21 protein-coding genes are annotated in these 24,822 nt (G+C 67.1%); 16 read left to right on the forward strand and 5 right to left on the reverse strand.

The window, feature by feature from the left end:
• Positions 1 to 171: 171 nt before the first annotated feature.
• The gene (locus tag EYF70_RS20285) at positions 172 to 594 is read right to left on the reverse strand and encodes a divergent PAP2 family protein (protein ID WP_131147033.1); all 423 of its coding nucleotides are present in this window, start codon (positions 592 to 594) and stop codon (positions 172 to 174) included.
• Between the two features lie 206 nt (positions 595 to 800).
• Here EYF70_RS20285 and EYF70_RS20290 point away from each other — a divergent pair, with 206 nt between their 5' ends.
• Both EYF70_RS20290 and EYF70_RS20295 read left to right on the forward strand, forming a co-directional pair.
• Positions 801 to 1,844: a DUF475 domain-containing protein gene (locus tag EYF70_RS20290; protein WP_131147034.1), complete on the forward strand. Its 1,044-nt coding sequence runs from the start codon at positions 801 to 803 to the stop codon at positions 1,842 to 1,844.
• 32 nt (positions 1,845 to 1,876) lie between these two features.
• Positions 1,877 to 2,251: a DUF8785 domain-containing protein gene (locus tag EYF70_RS20295; RefSeq protein WP_131147035.1), complete on the forward strand. Its 375-nt coding sequence runs from the start codon at positions 1,877 to 1,879 to the stop codon at positions 2,249 to 2,251.
• Between the two features lie 387 nt (positions 2,252 to 2,638).
• Here the strand turns inward: EYF70_RS20295 and EYF70_RS20300 are convergent, their stop codons facing one another.
• A complete protein-coding gene (locus EYF70_RS20300) occupies positions 2,639 to 4,852 on the reverse strand; it encodes a coiled-coil domain-containing protein (RefSeq protein WP_131147036.1) in 2,214 nt (737 codons plus the stop codon).
• A 115-nt stretch (positions 4,853 to 4,967) separates the two neighbouring features.
• Entirely contained in the window at positions 4,968 to 5,957 is a 990-nt protein-coding gene (locus EYF70_RS20305; protein WP_131147037.1) for a serine/threonine protein kinase, read from the reverse strand.
• Positions 5,958 to 6,037: 80 nt separating this feature from the next.
• Here EYF70_RS20305 and EYF70_RS20310 point away from each other — a divergent pair, with 80 nt between their 5' ends.
• Positions 6,038 to 6,733: a UPF0149 family protein gene (locus tag EYF70_RS20310; protein ID WP_131147038.1), complete on the forward strand. Its 696-nt coding sequence runs from the start codon at positions 6,038 to 6,040 to the stop codon at positions 6,731 to 6,733.
• A 143-nt stretch (positions 6,734 to 6,876) separates the two neighbouring features.
• On the opposite strand, the gene EYF70_RS20315 is transcribed toward EYF70_RS20310, so the two are convergent.
• Both EYF70_RS20315 and orn read right to left on the reverse strand, forming a co-directional pair.
• Complete coding sequence (locus EYF70_RS20315) at positions 6,877 to 8,148, reverse strand: phenylacetate--CoA ligase family protein (protein ID WP_131147039.1); 1,272 nt, start codon at positions 8,146 to 8,148, stop codon at positions 6,877 to 6,879.
• Between the two features lie 260 nt (positions 8,149 to 8,408).
• Positions 8,409 to 9,005, reverse strand: coding sequence for an oligoribonuclease (gene orn / locus EYF70_RS20320; RefSeq protein WP_131147040.1), 597 nt, complete (start codon positions 9,003 to 9,005; stop codon positions 8,409 to 8,411).
• A 47-nt stretch (positions 9,006 to 9,052) separates the two neighbouring features.
• Here orn and EYF70_RS20325 point away from each other — a divergent pair, with 47 nt between their 5' ends.
• The 13 genes from EYF70_RS20325 to cheB all read left to right on the forward strand — a co-directional run bounded on the left by EYF70_RS20325 (position 9,053) and on the right by cheB (position 24,819).
• A complete protein-coding gene (locus EYF70_RS20325) occupies positions 9,053 to 10,321 on the forward strand; it encodes a M48 family metallopeptidase (RefSeq protein WP_131147041.1) in 1,269 nt (422 codons plus the stop codon).
• Positions 10,318 to 10,659 (forward strand): 4a-hydroxytetrahydrobiopterin dehydratase, encoded by a 342-nt coding sequence (locus EYF70_RS20330; RefSeq protein ID WP_131147042.1) that lies wholly within the window; start codon positions 10,318 to 10,320, stop codon positions 10,657 to 10,659. Before EYF70_RS20325 ends, EYF70_RS20330 begins: the two co-directional genes overlap by 4 nt.
• Positions 10,656 to 11,552 carry a ribosome small subunit-dependent GTPase A gene (gene rsgA / locus EYF70_RS20335; RefSeq protein ID WP_131147043.1) on the forward strand — a complete coding sequence of 299 codons (897 nt, stop codon included), beginning with the start codon at positions 10,656 to 10,658 and terminating at the stop codon, positions 11,550 to 11,552. The genes EYF70_RS20330 and rsgA overlap by 4 nt, the downstream gene beginning before the upstream one ends.
• A gap of 2 nt (positions 11,553 to 11,554) precedes the next feature.
• Positions 11,555 to 14,374 carry an ATP-binding protein gene (locus EYF70_RS20340; protein ID WP_131147044.1) on the forward strand — a complete coding sequence of 940 codons (2,820 nt, stop codon included), beginning with the start codon at positions 11,555 to 11,557 and terminating at the stop codon, positions 14,372 to 14,374.
• A gap of 123 nt (positions 14,375 to 14,497) precedes the next feature.
• Entirely contained in the window at positions 14,498 to 15,421 is a 924-nt protein-coding gene (gene argF, locus EYF70_RS20345; RefSeq protein ID WP_131147045.1) for an ornithine carbamoyltransferase, read from the forward strand.
• 32 nt (positions 15,422 to 15,453) lie between these two features.
• The gene (locus EYF70_RS20350; RefSeq protein WP_131147046.1) at positions 15,454 to 15,849 is read left to right on the forward strand and encodes a VOC family protein; all 396 of its coding nucleotides are present in this window, start codon (positions 15,454 to 15,456) and stop codon (positions 15,847 to 15,849) included.
• Positions 15,850 to 15,867: 18 nt separating this feature from the next.
• On the forward strand, positions 15,868 to 17,100 hold the full coding sequence (locus tag EYF70_RS20355; protein ID WP_131147047.1) for an argininosuccinate synthase: 1,233 nt from the start codon (positions 15,868 to 15,870) through the stop codon (positions 17,098 to 17,100).
• 147 nt (positions 17,101 to 17,247) lie between these two features.
• Positions 17,248 to 19,050 (forward strand): HAMP domain-containing methyl-accepting chemotaxis protein, encoded by a 1,803-nt coding sequence (locus tag EYF70_RS20360; protein WP_307722061.1) that lies wholly within the window; start codon positions 17,248 to 17,250, stop codon positions 19,048 to 19,050.
• A gap of 8 nt (positions 19,051 to 19,058) precedes the next feature.
• Entirely contained in the window at positions 19,059 to 19,511 is a 453-nt protein-coding gene (locus tag EYF70_RS20365) for a chemotaxis protein CheW (RefSeq protein ID WP_131147049.1), read from the forward strand.
• Entirely contained in the window at positions 19,508 to 20,851 is a 1,344-nt protein-coding gene (locus EYF70_RS20370; RefSeq protein WP_131147050.1) for a CheR family methyltransferase, read from the forward strand. The genes EYF70_RS20365 and EYF70_RS20370 overlap by 4 nt, the downstream gene beginning before the upstream one ends.
• Positions 20,852 to 20,864: 13 nt before the next feature.
• Positions 20,865 to 21,440 (forward strand): chemotaxis protein CheW, encoded by a 576-nt coding sequence (locus tag EYF70_RS20375; protein WP_131147051.1) that lies wholly within the window; start codon positions 20,865 to 20,867, stop codon positions 21,438 to 21,440.
• Complete coding sequence (locus tag EYF70_RS20380) at positions 21,437 to 23,794, forward strand: hybrid sensor histidine kinase/response regulator (RefSeq protein WP_131147052.1); 2,358 nt, start codon at positions 21,437 to 21,439, stop codon at positions 23,792 to 23,794. Before EYF70_RS20375 ends, EYF70_RS20380 begins: the two co-directional genes overlap by 4 nt.
• A complete protein-coding gene (gene cheB / locus EYF70_RS20385) occupies positions 23,791 to 24,819 on the forward strand; it encodes a chemotaxis-specific protein-glutamate methyltransferase CheB (RefSeq protein WP_131147053.1) in 1,029 nt (342 codons plus the stop codon). Before EYF70_RS20380 ends, cheB begins: the two co-directional genes overlap by 4 nt.
• Positions 24,820 to 24,822: the final 3 nt, after the last annotated feature.

The following is a 24,822-nucleotide window of genomic DNA, read 5'->3' on the forward strand; positions in this document are numbered from 1 at the left end:
GGGAAGCTGGACGATATTGCGGCGGACGTCCGGCATTGTCCGCCACGTCATTTCACCCGGTGATTGGCCATGTCCGGACCGGCAGGGATTGGAAGATGCAGGCTTCAGGATGACCACGGAATCGGACATGAGGCGGGACGGGCAGGACGCCTGCCGAATCCGCCTGCCCGGTCAGCCCCGGCCGAACAGGGCGTGTACCAGGTGCCCGATGGCGATGCCGGTTGCCAGGCCGCCGCAGATCTCCACCACCGTGTGGCCCATCCGTTCGCGCAGCCACTTGTGATCCGGGCGGCCGTCTGCCAGCCGGTTGATCGCGGCGGCTTGCCGGCCCACGTGCTGGCGCAGGCTGTTGGCATCGATGATCACGATGAAGCACAGCGTGACCGCCACGCCGAATGCCGGATGGCCGATCCCCTCGCGCAGCGCGATCAGCGTGGCCATGCTGGACACCACGGCACTGTGATTGCTGGGGAAACCACCGTTACCCACCAGATTGAACGCCCATTTGCGGGCGCGGATACTGTTGATCAGGAATTTGATGGGACCAACGGTAATCCAGGTGAGCAGCGGTGTAACGAGATAGGCGATATCCATGAGTAACTTTCGAATTCCTTTTTGGCAATTCTTCATTATCGCAGAAGCTGGCTCCCCGAAGGAAGCGGCTCAAGTAGAATCGCCCGGCATGCTGGTTTATTTCCGCTGCTTTCTTCCGCGCTGTTTTCTTCCACGCAGTTTTCGTTCACGCAGTTCTGGTTCACGCAGTTTCTTCATAACTAATAACTCTTGATGAAGGATGGGGCATGAAGCATTTCAGGATTTCAATCATCGTCACCGTGGCATTAATGATATTGGCCGGCTGGTGGGGCTACAGCCAGCGCGGCATGGCCGGCCTGTTCACGGCGCTGTGGATCACCGGCGTGCTCGGCATCATGGAAGTTTCCCTGTCGTTCGATAACGCGGTGGTCAACGCCTCCGTGCTGAAGGACTGGAACGCGTTCTGGCAAAAGCTGTTCCTCACGGTCGGCATCCTGATCGCCGTGTTCGGCATGCGGCTGGTCTTTCCACTGGCCATCGTGGCCGTGGCCACCGGGCTGGACCTGGTCCAGGTCTGGACCATGGCCACCACCGAGCCGGCCGAGTACTCGCGCCACCTGATGAGCGTGCATGCCGAAGTGGCGGCGTTCGGCGGCGCGTTCCTGCTGCTGGTTTTCCTGAACTTCATCTTCGACGAGGAAAAGGAAGTGCACTGGCTGGACTGGATCGAGAAAGCGGCGGTGAAGATCGGCACGGGCAGCCTGTCGGTACTGCTGGCGCTGCTGGCGATCCTGGTCTGTGTCGAGCTGGTCGAGGAAACCCACCGCTTCGCCGTGCTGTACGCGGGCATCACGGGCATCGCCATCTACCTGGGCGTCAGCTGGCTGTCGGGTCTGCTGGAAGAGAAAGAGCATGAAGGCGAAGGCAACGGCGATCTGGCCAAGGTGGTGCAGCGCGGCAGCATCGGCGGCTTCCTGTACCTGGAAGTACTGGATGCCTCGTTCAGCTTCGATGGCGTGATCGGCGCCTTCGCGATCACCAGCGACGTCGTCATCATCATGCTGGGGCTGGCGATCGGGGCGATGTACGTGCGGTCGCTGACCGTCTACCTGGTGCACAAGGGCACGCTGGACGAATTCATCTACCTGGAGCATGGCGCCCACTACGCGATCGGCATCCTGGCGGTGATCATGCTGGCCAGCGTGCGGTACCACGTGCCGGAGTGGTTCACCGGGTTGTCCGGCGTCGCCTTCATCGTGGTGTCGCTGTACTCGTCGGTGAAGTACCGTAAACAGATGCGCATGCAGTAAGATCGCAGCATTTCAACCTTGACCAGCCCACCATGATCCAACGCACCCGACGCTCTCCCCTTCTGATCCTCATCGGCATCCTTGTCGTGGCAGCCCTGCTGTTCTGGGGCTGGGCCATGGCCACGCTCAATTTCTCGTACTCCGAGGGCGAGCGCAACGGCTTCCTGCAGAAATTCTCGAAGGTGGGCTGGTTCTGCAAGACGTGGGAAGGCGAGATGCTGCTGACCTCGATGCCGGGCGCGATCCCGGAAAAATTCCACTTCAGCGTGCGCGACGATGCCGTGGCCGCCCAGCTGTCCGCGGCGATGGGCAAGCGCGTGACGCTGAGCTATGCCCAGCACAAGGGCGTGCCGACCAGCTGCTTCGGCAATACCGAATACTTTATCGAGAAGGTGCAGGTGCAGTAAGGAAGTCAACCAACAGGGCCAACAAGCAGGGACAGACCCTAATGCCGCTTAGATAAGTCCACCCCAAGTGCAAATTCCGGGGTCAGACCCGGCGGGTCTGACCCCAGCCCTTCGCTGTTGGGGAGAATGCATGCGCTTCCAACGTATCGGGTAACGCTTAACTTAGCGGCATTAGGGACAGACCCTGTTTTCCAGGGAATAATGGTGCCGGCTGGGGAAGGCACGAACCGGACAGGCTGTTCCTGGAACCGTCGTGCACTCGACCATTGCCACGTTTCCTTGAAAACAGGGTCCGTCCTGTTTTCAGACGCATGTTGCCCGGAAAACAGGGTCCGACCCTGTCTTCAGGTCCGACCCTGTTTTTCACTCTGCTTTCGCGCCCCTGTTTCAGGCTTGCAGCTTGCGCTGCACGGCGTTCAGCGAGCGCTGGGCGGCTTCGTAGCGGGCGGTTTCCTGTTCCAGCAGCGCCTGTTTCGCGGCGGCCAGCGCGGCGGTCGTGTCGGCGGCCTTGCGCTGCATCGCGGCGTGGGCCCGGGCCGCTTCCAGCAGCGATTGCTGGTGTGCCGCCTTGTCGCGGGCGGCGGCCACGGCGGCCGATTCCAGCATTTCCCGTTCGCGCAGCATGGCCGCGGCGGCCAGCTCGGCATCGGCGCGTTCCCGGGCGGTGGCGGCGATCGCGATTTCCGAACCCATCCGGTTTTCGATCGCACGCGCGGTTTCTTCCTCGGCCGCGGCGGCGGCGCGCTGTTGCGCCGTCTGCTGCTCCAGCAGCGCCAGCGCGGCTTCCTCGCGGGCGATGAATGCCCGTTCCGCCTCGATCTGCGCCTGCACGGCGGCCGCCTTGGCCAGTTCGGTACGGGCCCGCTCGCGGTGCACCTCGGACAGCTCGGCGCCGAGGCGGGCTTGCGCCGCGGCGGCGCGGGCCGCTTCTTCCTTCTGCTGCACTTCCACTTCGCACTGTTCGGCCATCATCGCCAGCGCGGCCGCCTCTTCGCGGGCCGCCTCGGCGCGGCGCGCTTCCGCGGCGGCATGGCGGGCGGCGGCTTCGGCCTGCTCGCGTTCGGCCGCGGCGCGTGCCTCGGCGGCGGCAGTGGCGCGCTCTTCCTCGACCAGCCGCGCCTTCAGCGCGGCAATCGCTTCCTGCTCGGCAGCGGCGCGGGCCTGCTCCGCCGCCAGCAGGCGGGCCGCGTCATCGGCCTTCTGGCGCGCCAGTTCGTTGGCGGCATCCAGCGCGGCCGCGTGCTCGGCCAGCGTGGCCACCTCGGCGCTTTCGGCATCGTTCCTTGCCTGCGCCAGCGCGGCGGCGGCGCGCGACAGTTCGGCGCGCTCCTCGGCGAGCCGGGCGGCACGCGCCTGCTCTTCCGCTTCGGCGCGGGCGGCCTCGGCGGCGTCCTGTTCGGCCTGCTGGCGCAGCCTTGCCTGGTCCGTGGCGTGGCGCTCGGCCTCGAGCTTGCCGCGCGCATCGAATTCGGCCTGCTGTTCCGCTTCCGCGCGGCCCAGCGCCACGGCATGCAGTTCGCGGTCGGCAGCGATGCGCGCTTCGGTGGCGGCGATGATGCGGGCATCGGCATCGCGGCGGGCTTGCGCCGTGGTGGCGGCCATCGCTTCCAGGCGCTCGCGGTGCTGGGCGGCGTCGCGGATTTCCTTTTCGGTCTGCAGGCGCAGGTGCAGCGACATGGCGGCGCTGCGGTCCGACTCGGCCTTCGCCAGCGCGATCGCTTCGCGTTCCTGTTCCAGGTGGGCCAGGGCCCGGGCCTCTTCTGCGGCATGGACTTCGGCCGCGGCGCGGGCGAACGCCGATTCAAGCGCCACGTGATCGGCACGCTCGCGCTGGCGGGTCGCGTCCAGCGCCTCGGCTTCCGCCTCGGCCAGCTGCTGCGCGGTCTGGCGGGCGGAGAACGCGTGGCGCTCGCGTTCACGTGCCAGCGTGGCCATGCGCGCATCGGCGGTGGCGATGCCGATCACTTCTTCTTTCGCGGCCTGCACGGCGGCGACCCGCTCGGCGGCTTGCAGGCGCGCGTGCTGCGTGTGTTTTTGCAATTCCTCGGCGGCCAGGTTGGCCTGTTCGGCCAGGTGCGCCTCCGCCTCCATCTGCTCGGCGGCGCGGCGGCGCGATTCCTCTTCGGCACGGGCGCGCACCTCGGCGGCCTGGCGGATCTGGTTGTCCGCTTCCACGCGGGCACGCAGTTCGGCTGTTTCCTGCTTGACGGCTTCCAGCTTGGCCACGCTGGCCTGGGCCGCGGCACGCAGGCTTTCCAGCCGCTCGCGGTTGGCGGCGATCACATCCTCGGCAGCCTGGGCATTCTGCAGCGCGACGGCGGCCGCGGCGGTATCCATCGCGGCCCGGTCCTCGGCCAGTGAGCGGGCTCGGGCCTCGGCATGGGCCCGGCTCTCCGCGGCGCACGCGGCCTTGGCTTCCGCTTCCACCCGCGCGATCGCCTGCTGGATGGCGCGCATTTCCGCGTCTGCACGGTCCGGCTTGACCGCGCCAGCCGTTTCGGCCGGTTCGGCCAGGTCGTGATCGTGATCGTGATCGTGGTCGTGGTCGGCGTCATCGGCGGAGTAGGCGACGTGCAGGGTGTGGGCCAATTGTGCTTGCATGACAGTCTCGCTCGAGGGTTACGGGATTTCCGAGCTGTCATTATCCCGGCCGTTCAGCCACGGCCAGGGCTGGATCAGAGCGGGTTTTCCCCGCCAATTCGCCGCTTGCCGCGGCTCAGACCGGCCACAGCGGCGGTTCGTCCATCAGCGCCACCTGCTCGCGCAATTCCAGGATCCGGTCTTGCCAGTAGCGTTGCGTGTTGAACCAGGGGAATGCCGCGGGAAATGCCGGGTCGTCCCAGCGGCGCGCCAGCCAGGCGGCGTAATGCATCAGCCGCAGCGTGCGCAGGGCTTCGACCAGGTACAGCTGGCGCGGGTCGAACTCGGCGAAATCCTCGTAGCCGGCCAGGATATCGGACAATTGCCGCACCATTTCCGGCCGCTCGCCGGACAGCATCATCCACAGGTCCTGCACCGCCGGCCCCATGCGGGCATCGTCGAAATCGACGAAGTGCGGCCCGGCGTCCGTCCACAGCACGTTGCCGCCATGGCAATCGCCGTGCAGGCGCAGCTGCGGTACGCTGCCGGCCCGCTCGTAACAGCGATGGATGCCGTCCAGCGCCTGGGCGGCGACGCTGCGGTAAGCGTCCACAAGTTCCGCGGGCAGGAAATCGTTGGCCAGCAGGAAATCGCGCGAGGCGATGCCGAACGTGTCGATATCCAGCGCCGGCCGCTCGGCGAACGGCCGTACCGCGCCCACGGCATGGATACGGCCAATGAAGCGGCCGGTCCATTCCAGCACGCCGGGATCGGACAGCTCGGGCGCCCTGCCCCCATGCCGCTCGAAGACGGCGAAGCGGAAGCCGCCGAAGCCGTGCAGCGTGCGGCCATCGATCGCCAGCGGCGGCACCACGGGAATTTCCTGCCCGTGCAGCTCGGCCAGGAAAGCATGCTCCTCGAGGATCGCGGCGTCGCTCCAGCGCCCAGGCCGATAGAATTTGACGACGACGGGCTTGCCATCCTCGATGCCGACCTGGTAAACCCGGTTTTCGTAGCTGTTCAGCGCCAGCAGGCGGCCGTCGCCGTACAGGCCGACGGCGGCCAATGCATCGAGCACGCAGTCGGGCCCCAGGGCGGCAAATGGATGTGTGGGTGCGGTGGTCATGCCGCCATTGTACGGTGGCGCGCCTCGCCACGGCGCGGCGACCAGCGTATACTGTCGGATTACCTTTGAAAGAAACCACCATGCAACTCGACCAGCCCCTCTCCGAAAAAGAACTCGACGACCTGGACCAGTTCCTGCTGGGCGAGCGCACTCCGGAAGATGCGATGACGCTCGACCACCTGCACGGCTACATGACCGCCATCGCGATCGGCCCGGAAACGATCATGCCGTCCGAGTGGATCCCGCGTATCTGGGGCGACGACGGCAAGCAGGCGCCGAAATACAAGAACGAGAAGGAAGCGGACCGCATCTTCAACCTGATCATGCGCTTCTATAACGAAGTGACGATCACGTTCGAGGTGGCGCCGAAGGAATTCGAGCCCCTGTTCGTCGAATACGAGGAAGACGGCAAGCCGCTGATGAATGCCGAAGCGTGGTGCTGGGGCTTCTGGGAAGGCATGGAGCTGCGCCCCGGTTCGTGGGACGAGATCTGGGATTCCGAGATCGGTGACCTGATGCGCCCGATTTACCTGCTGGGCGCCGACGAGATCGAGGAAGAGGAATTGCCCGAGGTGGAAGATCCGCTGAAGGCGCACAAGCTGGCGCTGGAGATCGAGGCGAACCTGCCGGCGATCCACAAGTTCTGGATCCCGCGCCGCAAGGCGCCGGTGACCACCGTCAAGCGCGAAGACCCGAAGGTGGGCCGCAACGACGACTGCCCTTGCGGCAGCGGCAAGAAATACAAGAAGTGCTGCGGCGCCACGCCGGACGCCTGACAACAGCGAACGCCCGGTCGGTACTGCCCGCGCGCGGCGATTGCGCCGCGGTAGCGTGCGGTCAATCCGGTGCGTGATCAACCTGTTGCGTGGTCAATCCCGGTGCGTGGTCAATCCCGGTGCGTGGTCAACCCGGTGCGTGGTCAACCCGTCATGGCGCTGGCACTGCGGCGCAGCAGGAAGCGGTGCTTGCCGTTGGCCTGCACGATATACGGCTGGTTGAACACGCAGCGGATGTCGCCGAACACCAGCGACGCGGCGATGCGGTCCCGGTAAGGCCTGGCCATCGCCGCCTGCTCGGCCCCGCTCAGGGGAACCGTGTGCAGGTTCAGCACCAGCGTCTCGTCGTCGTACACGACCTGGAAGGAATGGACGCGGCGATCCTCGCGCAGCAGGAACATGAAGAACTGGTAGTGCATCGGATTGCCGGCCGCGTCGACCAGGAAATCGTACTGCCGCCCCAGCACTTCCTCGATCAGTGGAAAACCGCGGCCGCAACGGCATGCCCGGCCGGACATGCGGACCAGGTCGCCGGTGTCGTGCCGCGGCAGGTACATGGCCTGGTTGGACAGGTCGGTGGACACCAGGCGCCCGTCGCCCAGCACTTCGGCGTGGCAGCGCGGCGAAATCAGGTGGTAACCCTGCCGCGCTTCGCACTCGAACGCCGAAACGCCGGCATCGTTGCAGCCATACTGGCCGAAGCACGGCACGCCGAACGCCCGTTCGATGTCGTTCCGCATCCTTTCGGTCAGCGTTTCGGCCGTGCAGACGATGCCGCGCAGCGACGTGCGCGCCCCGCCCCTTCGTTGCAGCACGTGGATCGCCAGCCGGTGGATCGCCGAGGAATAGCCATACAGCAAACGGTATCCGCGCTGCCGCAACGCCAGCGCGTAGTCGTCCATGCGTTCGCTGGACATGTCGAAGGCCGACATGATCTCCACCCGCATCAACCGGTAGAACGCGCTCAGTTGCCAGCCCTGGCGGAACAGCGCGGAACCGGCCAGGTACACCACCTTCTCGCCCAGCCGGAACCCCGCCGTTTCCCAGGCGAGGAACAGACCGGCCCACAGGTAGGACTGCGATGGCGTGCCGGTGTAGTAGACCGTCGGCTCGCCGGTGGAGCCACTGGTTTTCTTGCGCAGTACGCGGCCCCGGTATTGCCGGTTGCGCAAGGCTTCGTGGTGGGTGTTGATGAAGCGCTTGTCGATGACCGGCAAGTCATCGAAGTGCCCGACGTCGCGGAACAGGGGAATGTCGCGGCGCAGCGCGGCGAAGTATTCGGCGCGGCGCGCTTCGGCACCGGCCTGCAGCCGGCTGGCCGGCCAGTATTGCTGCTCGCGCAAATCGTCCAGCAGGTCCAGCGCGGCAGTGCCGCGCAGCGCATCGATCAGGCGATAGCGGAACGGACGGTTCATCGCAGCTCCATGTCGTGGTCATCAGGACATGGTAGTGCCGCGCTGGCGGGCACTCCGGCCGTTCGCCGGCATGCTTGAGCTGACTCAACGCAACGTGGCGCACGGCAATCGTCGCGCGCCACCACGGCGGTGATCCGGCATCCGGTGCGGTGGGCCGGGAACGCGCCGCTCCGCCTTCACGGCCGGCGCCCTGCAACTTGCGCACTACAGCTTGCGCATTACAGCTTACGCATCACAGCTTACGCATCACAGCTTACGCATCACAGCTTAATGAAGTGCTCGCGGTAGTACTTCAATTCCTCGATCGACTCCAGGATGTCGGCCAGCGCGGTATGCTTTTGCGCTTTCTTGAAGCCGGACACCACTTCCGGCTTCCAGCGGCGGCACAGTTCCTTCAGGGTCGACACGTCCACGTTCCGGTAATGGAAGAAGGCTTCCAGCTTCGGCATGTAGCGCACCATGAAGCGGCGGTCCTGGCCGATGGTGTTGCCGCACATCGGCGATTTGCCGTTCGGCACCCACTGCTTCATGAAGGCGATGAATTCCGCCTCGGCCTGTTCTTCCGAGATCGTGGAAGCCTTGACGCGGTCGATCAGCCCGGAGCGGCCATGCGTGCCCTTGTTCCAGGAATCCATGGCATCGAGCGTGGCGTCGGACTGGTGGATCGCCAGCACGGGGCCTTCGGCCAGCACGTTCAGGTGCATGTCGGTGACCACCATCGCCACTTCGATGATGCGGTCGGTATCGGGCTCCAGGCCCGTCATTTCCATGTCGACCCAGACCAGGTTCATCTCGTTGGGACGCTGCTGCTGGGGGGCGACCGGAGTGGTAACGGAAGTATCGTTCGCTTGTGACATAATTCTCTCTTGGCCAGACTAAACCGCCATTTTCTCACAGGCACAGAATGTATTCACACGCGTTTTCAATGTTGTTTGTCGCCTTTTTGGTGCTCACGCTGGCCGTCCGCTTCTGGCTGGCGTCGCGCCAGCTGCGGCACGTGCTGGCCAATCGCGGCGCCGTGCCCGCCGAATTCGCCGCCACGATTCCGCTCGCCGCGCACCAGAAAGCGGCCGACTACACGGTGGCGCGCACCAAGTTCGGCATCGTGACCATGTTCATCAATGCCGCCGTGCTGGTGGGGTTCACCCTGCTGGGCGGCCTGCAATGGCTGTCGGTGCAGGTGTTCGGCCTGACCGGCGGCGGCATGGCTTACCAGATCGGCCTGCTGGTGGCGTTTGCCGCGATCTCCGGGCTGATCGACGTGCCGATCGACTGGTACCGCCAGTTCCGCCTCGAGGAACGCTTCGGCTTCAACAAGATGACGCCCGGCCTGTTCCTGGCGGACATGCTCAAGGGCCTGGGACTGGCCGCCGTGCTCGGCCTGCCGCTGGCGTGGATCGTGCTCGAACTGATGGCCAGCGCCGGCGACCTGTGGTGGCTGTACACCTGGCTGGTCTGGAGCGGTTTCCAGCTGCTGATGATGGTGCTGTTCCCCACGGTGATCGCGCCGCTGTTCAACAAGTTCACGCCGCTGGCCGACGAGACGCTCAAGGCGCGCATCGAAGGGCTGATGCGGCGCGTGGGCTTCGCCTCCAAGGGCCTGTTCGTGATGGATGGCTCGAAGCGCAGCGCGCACGGCAACGCCTACTTTTCCGGCTTCGGCGCGGCCAAGCGCATCGTGTTCTTCGATACGCTGCTGGCGCGCCTGGCGCCGCAGGAAATCGAGGCGGTGCTGGCCCATGAACTGGGCCACTTCAAGCTGAAGCACATCGTCAAGCGCATCGGGCTGATGTTCGCGCTGTCGCTGGCGTTCCTGGCGCTGCTGGGATGGCTGAAGAACCAGGTATGGTTCTACACGGGCCTGGGCGTGTCGCCGCTGATCGCTCCCGGCCAGGGTAACGATGCGCTGGCCCTGATCCTGTTCATGCTGGCCTTGCCGGTGTTTACCTTCCTGTTCGGCCCCCTGGCTTCGCTCAGCTCGCGCAAGCACGAGTTCGAGGCCGATGCGTTCGCCGCGCAGCACACCGATGCGCGCGACCTCGTGTCGGCACTGGTCAAGATGTATGAAGACAACGCATCGACCCTGACGCCGGACCCGCTGCATTCGGCCTTCTACGATTCGCACCCGCCGGCATCGGTGCGCATCCAGCACCTGAATTCGGCCGCCGCATGATCACGCACGCCGACCAGTTGCGCACGCTGCGCTGCGCCCACGCCACCGACCAGCTGGACGGGGCCGAGGCGGCACGCCTGCTGTCCCTGCTCGACGGCTGGGCCATCGATGCCGGCCGCCTGACGCGGGCCTACGGCTTCAAGGATTACTACCAGACGATGGCGTTCGTGAATGCCATCGCCTACATCGCCCACTGCGAAGACCATCACCCGGAACTGGTGGTGGGCTACAAGAATTGCGTGGTGCGCTTCGATACCCATTCCGTGAAAGGACTTTCCCTGAACGATTTCATCTGCGCCGCCAAGGCGGACCTGCTGGTACAGGTGGCCGGCCCATGAAGAAGGCACAGCGCACCGGCATCGTCATCGCGGCGCATGGCCGCCACTACCTGGCCGAATCGGAAGGCACGCGGCTGCAATGCGTCACGCGCGGCAAGAAGACCAACGTGGCGGTGGGCGACATCGTCGACCTCACGCTCACCTCCCCCGACCAGGCCGTCATCGACAGGATCCAGGAGCGCAAGACGCTGCTGTACCGCTCCGACCAGTACAAGTCGAAGCTGCTGGCGGCCAACGTGACGCAGCTGTTCATCGTGGTCGCCACCGAACCGGGCTACACCGACGACCTGGTGTCGCGCGCCCTGGTCGCGTCGGAAGCGGCCGGCATCGCCGCGCGGCTGATCCTGAACAAGGTGGATGTCACGGAAAACCTGGAACGCACCCGCGCCCGGCTCGAGATGTACACCGCCATGGGCTATCCGGTCCACGAGGTCTCGGCCAAGGGCTGGCCGCAGGAAACCATCGACGAACTGGCGCCGCTGCTGGGCAACCAGTCGACGATCCTGATCGGCCAGTCCGGCATGGGCAAGTCTTCCCTGATCAACCTGCTGGTGCCGGGCGCCGACATCGCCACCCGCGAAATCTCGGCGGCGCTCGATACCGGCAAGCACACCACCACGTTCACGCGCCTGTACCACCTGGACAGCCATGCGACGGTGATCGATTCCCCCGGCTTCCAGGAATTCGGCCTGTACCACCTTTCCGAAGGGATGCTGGAGCGGGCCTTCCGCGACTTCCAGCCTTACCTGGGCGGCTGCAAGTTCTACAACTGCCGGCACCTGATCGAACCGCAGTGCGGCGTGCTGGATGCGGTGCGGGCCGGCAAGATCGCCAAGATGCGGCACGAGCTGTACGGGCAACTGCTCCACGAATCGGCGCAGACACTCTACTGACCATGGACCTGTTCGCCGGCGACGACGCGATTGCGCAGTGGGAGCTGGCCTTGCCCGGGCTGTCCGGCGTGGCGCGCCTGCCGGTGCTGGTGCCGCTGGCCTGGCACCTGCGCCAGCGCGACACGGGCCGCGCCGAAGCGCTGGCCGACGAAGCGCAAGCCCTGCTGCCGGCGCTGCCGCCCACCATGCGCGGCACGCACGCCGCCCGGCTGCAACTGCTGCGCGCCGAAGTGCGCTGGCTGATGGGCGAACTGGATCGGGCGCAATCGCTGGCCGATGCGGCGCGCGACGCGTTCGGCGCCATCGGCGACATGGCCGGCTGCGCCGATGCGCACTGGCTGTGCGCCTGGATCGCCGTGGACCGCGGCGACCATGCCTGCCGGGACCGTGAACTGGAACGCTGCGCCGCGGCCGCGCATGGCGCGGGCAGTACCGAGCGGGCGGCGATCGCGGAGGCGGCCAGTGCCCGCTGGGCCGTGCTGCGCGACCTGGAAACGGCGCGCGAGCGCTGGGGCGAGCATTTCGCGCCCGACCCGGCGCGGCCGGTGGCACTGGACTGCTGGATCCACGACTTCCTCGGCATGGCGGCCAGCCAGTCCAGCGATTTCGGCGCCGCCGCGCGGCACTACCTGCGCACCTACGAGGCGGCGCTGGCGACGGGCCAGGTGCGCACGGCCATCATCGCCGCCACCAACATCGGCGAAAAATTCTCCAACCTGAACGACCACCACGCGGCGCTCGAATGGATGCAGCGCGCGCTGGACATGGCGCGGCCGAAAGGCTGGCCGCGCAGCACCGCGGCGGCGCTGCTGCACACCGGCGACACGCTGCGCCGGCTGGGCCGCGTGGATGCCGCCGGCGAACTGCTGCGCGAGGCGCTGGACCTGCTGCAACCGTATGCGAACAGCCGCCTGTATGCGATCGCGCTGCAGTACACGGGCGACCTGTGCCTGGCGCAGCGCGACTACCAGGGCGCGCTGGCGGCGTTCGAGCAACTGTCGCTGCGCGCCGATGCGCTGGACCAGGCCGACTTCCGCATGGTGGCGCGGCGCGGCTGCGCCCATGCGCTGTGCTTCCTCGACCGGCCGGCCGACGCGCTGGTGCTGGCGCAGGAAGCGATCGGGCTGGCCGCCGGCCACCACAACGTCTATAACCAGGTGGCCGGGCTGCGCGTGCTGGCGCTGATCCACGGCACACATGCGCTGCCCGGCCCGGCCGACATGCGCGAAGCCAGCCCCGCGCTGCATTACCTGCGCCAGGCCCTCCAGGTGGCCGCCACGATCGAAGGCTATATCGTGCCCGGCGACCTGTACGACGCCCTGGCCGAACAGTATGCCCGCGTGGGCGACTACTGCGAGGCCTACATGACGGCGCGCGCGGCCAGCGCGGCGCGCGAAACAACCCACAGCCAGGATGCCACGCGGCGCGCGATCGCCATGCAGCTGCACCGGCAGACCGAGAAAGCACGCGCCGAGGAACGGCACCACCGCGCGCTGGCGGTGTCCGAGGCGGAGCGCGCCGAGCTCCAGCAGCAGACCAGCGCCATCCTGCAGCGCCTGTCCGCGATCGGCCAGGAAATCACCATGCACCTGGAAGCCGAGGCCATCTACGAGGTGCTGAACCGCTACGTGCATGCGCTGCTGCCCGCCTATGCCTTCGCCATCGTGCTGCAGGCGCCACATGGCGGCTCGCTGGCACTGGCGTTCGGCAGCGAAGCGGGCGCGCCGCTGGCAGCGTTTACCATCGCGCCCGATGACGGCACCGCGTGGAGCCTGCGCTGCGTGCGCGAGCGGCACGAGATCGCGGTGGACGACCTGGCGCGGCATGCGCCGGCCGTGGACGGGTGCGCGCACTGCGCCAGCGCGCTGTTCGCGCCGCTGCTGCTGGGCGAGCGCGTGCTGGGGGCGATGACCGTGCAGGCACGCCAGCGCGCCGCTTACGGCGAACGGGAGCGGCTGATCTTCCGTACGCTGTGCGCCTACGGCGCCATTGCGCTCGACAATGCGCAGGCCTACCGCCAGCTGCAGGAAGCGCAGTCGCAGCTGGCCGCGCAGGAAAAGCTGGCGGCATTGGGCGCGCTGATGGCCGGCGTGGCGCACGAACTGAATACGCCGATCGGCAACAGCCTGCTGATCGCCAGCACGCTGGAACAGAAGACCCAGGACCTGGACAATGCGCTGAACGGGCCGGGGCTGCGCCGTTCCGAACTGGCCGCCTACATCGACGATGCGCGCAAGGCCACCGAGCTGGTGATGCGCGGCCTGCACAGCGCCGCCGACCTCGTCGCCAGTTTCAAGCAGGTGGCGGTGGACCGCACCACCGAACAGCGCCGCCGCTTCAAGCTGCACCAGGTCACCCACGAAATCGTGGCCACGATGATGAACCGCATCCGCTCGTCGAACCACCGGATCGGCTTCGAGGTACCGGAAGGGATCGAGCTGGACAGCTACCCAGGCCCGTTCGGCCAGGTGATCACGAACTTCATCAACAACGCGCTGCTGCATGCGTTCGACGGCCGCGCCGGCGGCACCATGCGGCTGACGGCCAGCACCGGAGCGGACGGCAAGGTCACCGTCGTGTTCGAGGACGACGGCGGCGGCATCGCCCCGGAGCACCTGTCGCGCATCTTCGATCCCTTCTTCACCACCAAGCTGGGCCGGGGCGGCAGCGGCCTGGGGTTGTCGATCAGCTACAACATCGTGACCGGGCTGCTGGGCGGGCAGATCAGCGTCACCAGCAGCAGTGCCGGCACGGCGTTTACCGTGGAACTGCCGCTGGTGGCGCCGGCCCCCGCCAGCGAGCCCGGGCCGGCGGCCTATTAGTCGTGGCTATTAGTCACTGGCAAAACCCCTTATAATGATTTGCCAACTTGCCGCGAAGGCCCGGCCATCCGGCGAGCCGATTCAAGTGTGCAGCATTATCGCGCCGCCCAATCCGTTGTGAATATGTCTACAAAACCGATCAAGCATTATCTCCAGTTTTCCGACTTCACCCTCGAAGAATACGAATACGTGATTGAACGCGCGCACATCATCAAGCGCAAGTTCAAGAACTACGAGATCTACCACCCGCTGATCGACCGCACGCTGGTGATGGTGTTCGAAAAGAATTCCACCCGCACGCGCCTGTCGTTCGAGGCCGGCATGCACCAGCTGGGCGGCGCCGCGATCTACCTGAACACGCGCGATTCGCAGCTGGGCCGCGGCGAGCCGGTGGAAGACGCCGGCCAGGTCATGTCCCGCATGTGCGACATCATCATGGTGCGTACCTTCGGCCAGGACATCATCGAGCGCTTCGCCGCCAATTCGCGCGTGCCGGTGATCAACGGCCTGACCAACGAGCACCACCCGTGCCAGGTGTTTGCCGACATCTTCACCTACTACGAGCACCGCGGCCCGATCGCCGGCAAGACCGTGGCCTGGGTGGGCGACGCCAACAACATGCTGTATTCCTGGCTGCAGGCGGCCGAGATCTTCGGCTTCCACGTGAACGTGTCCACGCCGAAGGGCTACGACATGGACATGTCGCTGGTCTCCACCAACCGCTTCACGCTGTTCGACAACCCGTCGGACGCGTGCCAGGGCGCCCACCTGGTCAACACCGACGTGTGGACCAGCATGGGCTACGAAGAAGAAAACGCCGCGCGCCTGAAAGCCTTCGATGGCTGGATCGTCGACAGCGCCAAGATGGCACGCGCCGCGCCGGACGCGCTGTTCATGCACTGCCTGCCGGCGCACCGCGGCGAGGAAGTCGCGGCCGAGGTCATCGACGGCCCGCAATCGGTGGTGTGGGACGAGGCGGAAAACCGCCTGCACATCCAGAAGGCGCTGATCGAATACCTGCTGCTGGGCCGCCTCGACGGCCAGTAAGAAAGCACACGAAGACACCGCGAAAGACTGCCATGATCGACCACATCGGAATCATCGTCACCGATTTTCCCGCCAGCCGCGCCTTCTACGAGAAGGCACTGGCACCGGTCGGCTACGCCATGCTGATGGAACTGGGCCCGGAGATCACGGGTACCGTCCGCGTGGCGGGTTTCGGCGAAGCCCAGAAGCCCGACTTCTGGATTTCCGAAGCAGCGCCGGGCAAGACCGCCGGCAATACGGTCCATGTCGCGCTGCGCGTGACCAGCCGTGCACAGGTCGACGCGTTCCACGCGGCGGCACTGCAAGCCGGCGGGCGCGACAACGGCGCACCGGGCATCCGCGCCCACTACCACCCCAATTATTATGGCGCCTTCGTGCTGGACCCGGACGGGCACAACATCGAAGCGGTCTGCCACGATCCTGTTTGAATGTAGATTGGAACTGCAATGAGCGACATTAAAAAAGTAGTCCTCGCCTATTCCGGCGGCCTGGACACCTCCGTGATCCTGAAGTGGCTGCAGGATAACTACCACTGCGAAATCGTCACCTTCACGGCCGACCTGGGCCAGGGCGAGGAGCTGGAACCGGCGCGCGCCAAGGCGCTCAAGTTCGGCATCAAGCCGGAAAACATCTACATCGACGACGTGCGCGAGGAATTCGTGCGCGATTTCGTGTTCCCCATGTTCCGCGCCAATACCGTGTACGAAGGCGAGTACCTGCTGGGTACCTCCATCGCCCGTCCGCTGATCGCCAAGCGCCTGATCGAGATCGCCAACGAAACCAGCGCCGACGCGATCTCGCACGGCGCCACCGGCAAGGGTAACGACCAGGTGCGTTTCGAGCTGGGCGCCTATGCGCTCAAGCCGGGCGTGAAGGTGATCGCGCCATGGCGCGAATGGGACCTGCTGTCGCGCGAGAAGCTGCTGAAATACGCGGAAGATGCCGGCATCGCCGTCGACATGAAGCACAAGAACGGCGGCGCGCCCTACTCGATGGATGCCAACCTGCTGCACATCTCGTTCGAAGGCCGCCACCTTGAAAACCCGAGCGCCGAAGCCGAGGAATCGATGTGGCGCTGGACCGTGTCGCCGGAAGCGGCACCGGACCAGGCCGAGTACCTCGACATCGAATACGAACGGGGCGACATCGTGGCCCTGAACGGCAAGCGCATGAGCGCCGCCGAGGTGCTGACGGAACTGAACCGCGTGGGCGGCAAGCACGGCATCGGCCGCCTCGACCTGGTCGAGAACCGCTACGTGGGCATGAAGTCGCGCGGCTGCTATGAAACGCCGGGCGGCACGATCATGCTGAAGGCGCACCGCGCCATCGAATCGATCACGCTGGACCGCGAAGTGGCGCACCTGAAGGACGACCTGATGCCGCGCTATGCCTCGCTGATCTACAACGGCTACTGGTGGGCACCGGAGCGCGTGGCGCTGCAGACGCTGATCGACCACACGCAGCAGACCGTGAACGGCTGGGTACGCGTCAAGCTGTACAAGGGCAATGTCATCGTCGTCGCCCGCGATTCGAAGACCGACTCGCTGTTCGACCAGACCATCGCCACGTTCGACGAGGATGGCGGCGCGTACAACCAGGCCGACGCCGGCGGCTTCATCAAGCTGAACGCGCTGCGCATGCGCATCGCGGCGAACGCCCGCCTCAAGCGTGGTCAATAAGCGCGGCCAGTAAGCACGACCGCTAAAAAGGTCCCTTTGGGAAACAAGGGCTGCCGCACGGCAGCCCTTTTCATTTCCGCCGCGCGCGGAAAGTGATACATTGCCCACGACACGAACTCTTCGGATGCGACCGAGATGATCCAGAACATGAGCATCAAGAACAAGCTGTACGCCGGATTCGGCGCCATCCTCGCCATCATCCTGATCCTGCTGGCGATCGCCTACAACAACTTCGCGGAACTGCGCGAAGCCAACGAATGGGACCGGCACACCATGAAGGTGGTGACCGCCATCGACAGGGTCAGCCTGGCGGTGATGGAAGTCCAGGTCGAAGCGCGCGGCTACTACCTGACGGGCACGCCGGCGCGCCTGGCCAAGGTGCGCGAAGGGGTCACGCATCTGCCCGCGACCATCACCACGCTGCAGAAACTGGTGGTGGACAACCCGACGCAGGCGAGCCGCGCGGCCCGGCTGGAAAGCCTGACGCTCGGCTGGGTGCGCGATGTGATCGAGCCGCAGACAGCACAGCGCCAGCAGCTGGGCAACACACTGGGCGCCGCCGACACGATCGGCCGCCTGCCCCAGTTCCAGCAAGCCAGTCCGGCCGTTGCGGGCGTGCACGCACTGCTGGACGAAGCGCGCAAGGAAGAGAACGCATTGCTGGCGCAGCGCTCCGAGGCGGCCGCCGAACTGCGGCGCGACATGAACCTCGTGCTGCTGGCGGGCGGCGCGGCCTCGGTCCTGCTGGGCATGCTGATCGTCTGGATACTGACGCGTGCCATCATGGGCCCGCTGACCAACCTGACCAGCGTGGTGGGCCGCATCGCCGGCGGCGACCAGGGCGCCCGCGTCGAAGTGGTCACGCGTGACGAACTGGGCCAGGTCGGCCAGGAACTGAACCGCATGGCGCAATCGATCCAGGACAACCAGCAGCGCGAACGGGCTTCCACCGACGAGCTGCGTGCCAAGGTCGATTCGCTGCTGGCCGTGGTATCGCGCGCGGCATCCGGCGACCTGACCGGCAAGGTGGAAGTCACCGGCAACGACGCCATCGGCCAGCTCGGCCATGGCCTGGCGCGCATGTTCGACAACCTGCGCCTGCTGCTCAACAACGTGCAGAAGGCCGGCATCCAGGTCACCACCTCGGCCACCGAGATCGCCGCCTCGGCCAAGCAGCAGGAAGCCACCGGCGTCGAGCAGGCGCAGACCAGCGTCGAGGTGCTGTCGACCACCAAGGAAATTTCATCGAACACGTCGCAGCTGCTGAAGACGATGGAAGACGCCACCGCCGTGGCCGACTACACGACGACGGCCACCGCCGAGGCCCAGGAAAACCTGCGCCGCATGGATGCGACGATGCAGAACATGGTCTCGGCCACCGACTCGATCAACGCCAAGCTGGCCGCGCTGTCGGAAAAGGCCTCGAACATCAACAGCGTGCTGACGACGATCACGAAGGTGGCGGACCAGACCAACATCCTGTCGCTGAACGCCGCGATCGAGGCCGAGAAGGCCGGCGAGGCGGGCCGCGGCTTCGCAGTGGTGGCCACCGAGATCCGCCGGCTGGCCGACCAGACGTCGGTCTCCACCTGGGACATCGAGCAGATGCTCAAGGAAATGCAGTCCGCCGTGTCGGCCAGCGTGATGGGCATGGACAAGTTCTCCGAAGAGATCCGCCGCAACGTGGGCGAGGTACGCGCCGTGACCGACCACCTGTCCGGCATGATGGACCAGGTGCGCAAGCTGGCGCCCCAGTTCGACGCCGTGCTGCAGGGCATGCAGGCGCAGGCCGTGGGCGCGCAGCAGATCTCGGAAACGATGATGCAGCTGAACGATGCCACCCAGCAGACCGTCGAGTCGCTGAAGGCCACCAGCGAAGCCGTGCACCAGTTGCAGTACGCGGCCAGCGACCTGCAGACATCGGTGGCCACGTTCGCGGTCAACGTCTGATTCCAGGCATGAAGGTACTGGTCTTCCACATCGGCGCCGACCGCTACGGGCTGCCCCTGGCGGCGATCCGGCGCGTGCTGCCGCTGATGGCGCTGAAGGCCCTGCCCGGCGCGCCGCCCGTGGTGTCCGGGCTGATGAACCTGCACGGGGCCGGCGTGCCGGTCATCGATCTCAGCGCGCTGGCCGGCCATGCCGCCGCGGCGCGCCGCGTCGACACGCGCATCGTGCTGGTCGACTATACCGGGCCGGACGGCGTGGCGCACGCGCTGGGCCTGGTGGCCGAACGCGTGCAGGGCGTGCAGCAGGTCGACGACGGCGCGCTGGCGCCGGCCGGCGTGCTGGCCGCGCCCTTCCTCGACCGCGTGGCCGGCGACGCGCAAGGCATCGTGCAACTGGTGGAGCCGGACCGCATGCTGCCCGACGCGCTGCGCGCCCTGCTGTTCCAGGGCGAGCCGCGATGAATACGCTGCAGCGGCTGCGCGCGGCCACGGGATTGAACCTGAGCGAGGAGACCGTGGAGCGGGCGGTGCTGGGCCGCATGGCCGCCACCGGCATCGCCGACCGCCAGCAGTACGACGCCGGCATCGGCGATACCGAACTGGCGGCGCTGGTGGAACTGGTGGTGGTGCCGGAATCGTGGCTGTTCCGCGACCCGCAGGCCTTCGTGCTGGCGGCGGCGTACACCCAGCGGCGCCTGGCGGCCGGCGAGCGGCGCCTGGTGCGCATGCTGTCGATCCCCTGCGCCGGCGGCGAGGAACCCTACACGCTGGCGATGGCGCTGGCCGATGCCGGCGTGCCGCCCGAGGCGTTCGCGATCGATGCCGTCGACCTGTCCACCGCGTGCATCGCCCGCGCGCAGGAAGGCCTGTATGGCCGCAATGCGTTCCGCGGCAAGGACGTGTCCTTTCGCGACCGGCACTTCACCCACGAAGGCGACGACCTGTACCGGATCGACGCGGGCCTGCGGCGGCGCGTGCGCTTCCGCCAGGGGAACCTGCTGACGACCGAGCTGGCGCCGGCGCGCAGCTACGACGTGATCTTCTGCCGCAACCTGCTGATCTATTTCGATGTCCCCACCACGGCCGCCGCGATCGCACGGCTGGCCGCCCTGCTGGCCGACGACGGCATCCTGCTGGCCGGTTATGCCGAGGTGCCGTCGTTCGTGCAGAACGGTTTCACGCCGCTGCCCTACCGCCAGGCCTTCGCGCTGCGCAAGGATGCCGCGCCGGACGATGGCCCTTACGCCGGCTTGCCGCTGCCGGTCAACGAAGTGACCGCCGAGCGGCGCACGCGCCCGCAGCCGGCTGTCCAGCCGCGCGAGCGGCGGGCAACACCCCGCGCCGCCGTGCCGCGCCCGCCGCCCGCCGCTCCTGCGGCGCCGGTGCGTGCCGCGCCGCGCCCCGCGCCCCGGCCACCCGCGGAAGCGCCAGCCCCGGTTGCGCCCGCCCCGGCCGGCACGCTGGAGGAAGCACGGCGCCTGGCGGACCTGGGCCGGCCCCGCGAAGCGGAGGCGCTTTGCCGCGCCCTGGCGGCGCGCGAGCCGGATAATGCCGGCGCCTGGTTCCTGCTCGGCCTGCTTACCGAGGATGCGGCACCGGACGAGGCGCAGGCGCACCTGCGGCGCTGCATCTACCTGGCGCCCGATCACTACGACGCGCTGTGCCACCTGGCGCTGCTGGCGGGTCAGCGCGGCGACACGGCGGCCCAGGATACCTTGCGCCAGCGAGCGGCGCGCGTCTGGCGGCGCGGCCCGGGCCAGGGCGGCAAGACCGGCAAGAGCGGAGAAAAGGCCGAACCATGAATAGCGGCAAACCATGAATACAACGCAAACACCGGAACAACGCCAGCGCGGCACGGACGTCGCGGTCGATGATGCCTATCTGCAGGAGTGGGCCGAACACTTCCGCGCGCCGCTGGCCAGCGGCGAAGCCGCCGACGCCTCGGCGGTGGCATTTCGCATCGGCGCCGAATGGCTGGCGCTGCCCACGCCGATGCTGCTGCGCGTTGCGCCCCACGTGCTGCCGCACCGGGTACCGCACCGCCATGGGCGCGGCTTGCGCGGCATCGTCAACGTGGGCGGCCAGCTGTACCCGTGCATCGCGCTGGCCGACCTGCTCGGCATCGATGCCGATGGCGGCAGTGCCCGCGCCGGACGCCACACCTTCGCGCGGCTGCTGCTGGTGCGGTGGGAAGAGCGCGCCTACGCGCTGCCGGTGGCCGACCTGCACGGCATCGTGCGCTATGCCGGCAAGCGCGTGCAAGCGCCGGCGGCCACCATCAACAAGGGCGTGCAGCGCTACCTGTCCGGCGTGATCGCCGAGGGCGAGCTGCGCATCGGCCTGCTCGATGCGGCGCTGCTGGGGCCACAGCTGGCGGGGGCCCTGCGATGAGCGGACCGCGCACGCCCGACGGCGACCTGTCGCAGTTTTCAATGCTGGAACTGTTCCGCATGGAGGCGGAGAGCCAGACGCAGGCGCTGACCGATTGCCTGCTGTCGGTGGAACGCCATGCCGAGCCGGCCACGCTGGAAGCGATGATGCGGGCGGCCCATTCGATCAAGGGCGCCGCCGCGATCGTGGGGCTGGACGTGATCGTGCAGCTGGCGCACGGCATGGAGGACGCGTTCATCGCGGCCCAGCACGGCCTGCTGAAACTGAGCCCGAACCGCGTCGACGTGCTGCTGGCCGGCGTGGACCTGATCGTGCAATGCTCGCACCTGCAGGAAAGCGGCTTGCAGGGCTGGCTGGCCACGCAGGGCGACACGATCCGGCGCACCATGGAGGCGATCCGCGGCATCGCATTCCTGCCGGAGCCGGTGGCGCCGGTGCCATCCGCAGCGCCGGCGCCCGCGCCGGTTGCCAGTCCCGCACCGCTTGCGCCCGCCCAGCCTCCTCCACCTGCCGCGCCGCCGCCGCCCGCGGCACATTTTGCAGCGGCGCCCGATCCCGTGCCTGAACCGGCCCTTCCGGCCCTTCCGGCCGTTCCTGCCGTTCCTGCCGAAACGCCGGTACCGCGCGGCGCCAGGCCCGCGGTGCAGTCGGACCGGCTGCTGTCGCTGGCCGGCGAGGCGCGCATCGCCGCGCACCAGATGCAGCCGCTGATCCAGGCGATGCAGCGCCACAAGCGCCACCAGGCAGCGCTGTTCGCGGCGCTCGACGACCTGAACGAAGCGATCGGCCGGACCGGCGACCCGGTACTGCGCGAGAAGGCGGCGCAGGTGCTGCACCGCGGCCAGCCGCTGCGGCAGTTCATCCTGGGCCACATGGGCGATATGGAGCAGTATGAAAGGCGCCTGCTCACCGTGGCGCAAGGCATGGTCGACGAAGTGCTGGCGCTGCGCATGCGCCCGTTCCGCGATGGGGTGCATCACTTCCCGCGCATGGTGCGCGACCTGGCCCGCAGCCTCGGCAAGGATGTCCGCCTGGAGATCCGCGGCGAGGAAACGCTGGTCGACCGCGATATCCTGGCGCGCATCGAAAGCCCGCTGAACCACATGCTGCGCAATGCCGTGGACCACGGCATCGAGAGCGCCGACGCGCGGGCCCGCGCCGGCAAGCCGCCGCACGGCACCATCGTGCTCGAGGCGCGCCACCGGGCCGGCATGCTGAACGTCGAGATCCATGACGACGGCGGCGGCGTCGACCCGGAACGCATCCGCAGCGCCGTGGTGGCGCGCCGCATGGCCACGCAGGCCATGGCCGACACGATGTCGCACGCGGAACTGATGCAGTTCCTGTTCCTGCCGGCGTTCAGCCTGAAGACCGAAGTGACGGAGATTTCCGGCCGCGGCGTGGGCCTCGATATCGTGCACGACACGATCCGCGAGCAGAACGGCACGGTGCGGCTGGACTCGGTGCCGGGCCGGGGCTTCCACACCCACATCACGCTGCCGCTGACGCAGTCGATCGTGCGCTCGCTGGTGGTCGACGTGGGCGGCGAGGCCTACGCGCTGCCGATCGTGAAGGTGGAGCGGGTGCTGCAGGTGCCGCGCACGGATATCCACACGCTGGAGAGCAAGCAGTTCTTTGAATACGAGGGCGAGCACGTGGGACTGGTCTCGGCCGCGCAGGCGCTCGACCTGGGCGAGATGACGCACCAGGAACTGCTGCCCGTGATCGTGCTTGGCAGCGGCGCCCACCGTTACGGGCTGGTGGTCGACGCGATCCGCGGCGAGCATAGCCTGGCGGTGCACAGCATCGATCCGGTGTTCGGCAAGCTGCGCGACATCGCCGCGGCGGCCCTGCTCAATGATGGCGAACCGGTACTGATCCTGGATGTTCCCGACCTGCTGATGTCGATCGACAAATTGCTGGCCGAAGGCGGCCTGCATCAATTGGCGCGCGCAGGCAGCACGGCAAGGCGTAGAATGAAACGCATCCTCGTCGTCGACGATTCGCTGACCGTGCGCGAAATGGAGCGCAAGCTGTTGACCGGCCGCGGCTTCGAAGTCGACATCGCCGTCGACGGCATGGATGGCTGGAACGCGGCCCGCTCCGGCGACTACGACCTGGTCATCACCGACGTCGACATGCCGCGCATGGACGGCATCGAACTCGTCAACCTGATCAAGAAGGACCTGCACTTGCACACACTGCCCGTGATGATCGTGTCCTACAAGGACCGCCCGGAAGACCGGGCGCGCGGCCTGGCCGCCGGCGCCGACTACTACCTCACGAAAGGCAGTTTCCACGACGAGACCCTGCTGGACGCGGTGGCCGACCTGATCGGGGATGCGTTCCGATGAAGATCGGCATCGCCAACGATGTCGCGATGGCGGCGGAAGCGCTGCGCCGCGTGATTGCCGGCACCAAGCTGCACCAGGTGCTGTGGATCGCCCGCACCGGCCTGGAAGCGGTGCGCATGTGCGCCGAGAACCGGCCCGACCTGGTGCTGATGGACTTGAACATGCCGGAACTCGATGGCGTGGAAGCCACCCGGCGCATCATGGCCGAATCGCCGTGCGCGATCCTGGTGGTCACCGGCCGCCCGCAAGACAGTGTCAACCAGGTCTTCCGCGCGCTCGGCGCCGGCGCGCTGGACGTGACGGCCACGCCGATCCTGATCCCCGGCCACGACCAGGGCGCGGCCCAGTTGCTGGCCAAGCTGCGTACGATGGAAAAGCTGATCCGGCACAGCGGCGGCATGCACGGCCTGCAGCCGCGCCCGGCCAACGGCAATGGCGAGCGGGTGGCGCCGGGCGTGCGCTCGCTGGTGGCGATCGGCGCCTCCACCGGCGGGCCGGTGGCCGTGGCGCGCATCCTGGCCGGCTGGCAAGCCCCGCCGGAATGCTCGATCGTGGTGGTGCAGCATATCGATGAAAACTTCGCCGACCACTTCGCCAAATGGCTGGGCGACCAGCTGACGATGCCGGTGCGCCCGATCGAAGACGGCGATGCCCTGATGGGCGGCACGGTGATGATAGCTAAAAGCAATGACCATCTGGTGCTGGATGAAAATCACCAACTAGGTTACGATGCTGTGCCGAAAGATTATGCCTACCGGCCCTCGGTCGACGTATTCTTCCGTTGCGTGGCGCAACACTGGCGCGAGGATGCGGTAGGCATCCTGCTGACCGGCATGGGCCGCGACGGTGGCGAAGGCTTGCTGGCCATGCGCCGCGCCGGCAAGACCACGGTCGCGCAGGACCAGGCGACCAGCGCCGTGTACGGCATGCCGCGCGCGGCCGCCGAACTCGATGCGGCGCAGCTGGTGCTGCCGCTGGATAAAATCGGCCCGTTTTTACGCAATACCACTGGAGGCAAACCCTAGGGA

It is taken from the genome of Pseudoduganella albidiflava (assembly GCF_004322755.1).
In the GTDB taxonomy this organism is placed as follows: domain Bacteria; phylum Pseudomonadota; class Gammaproteobacteria; order Burkholderiales; family Burkholderiaceae_D; genus Rugamonas; species Rugamonas albidiflava.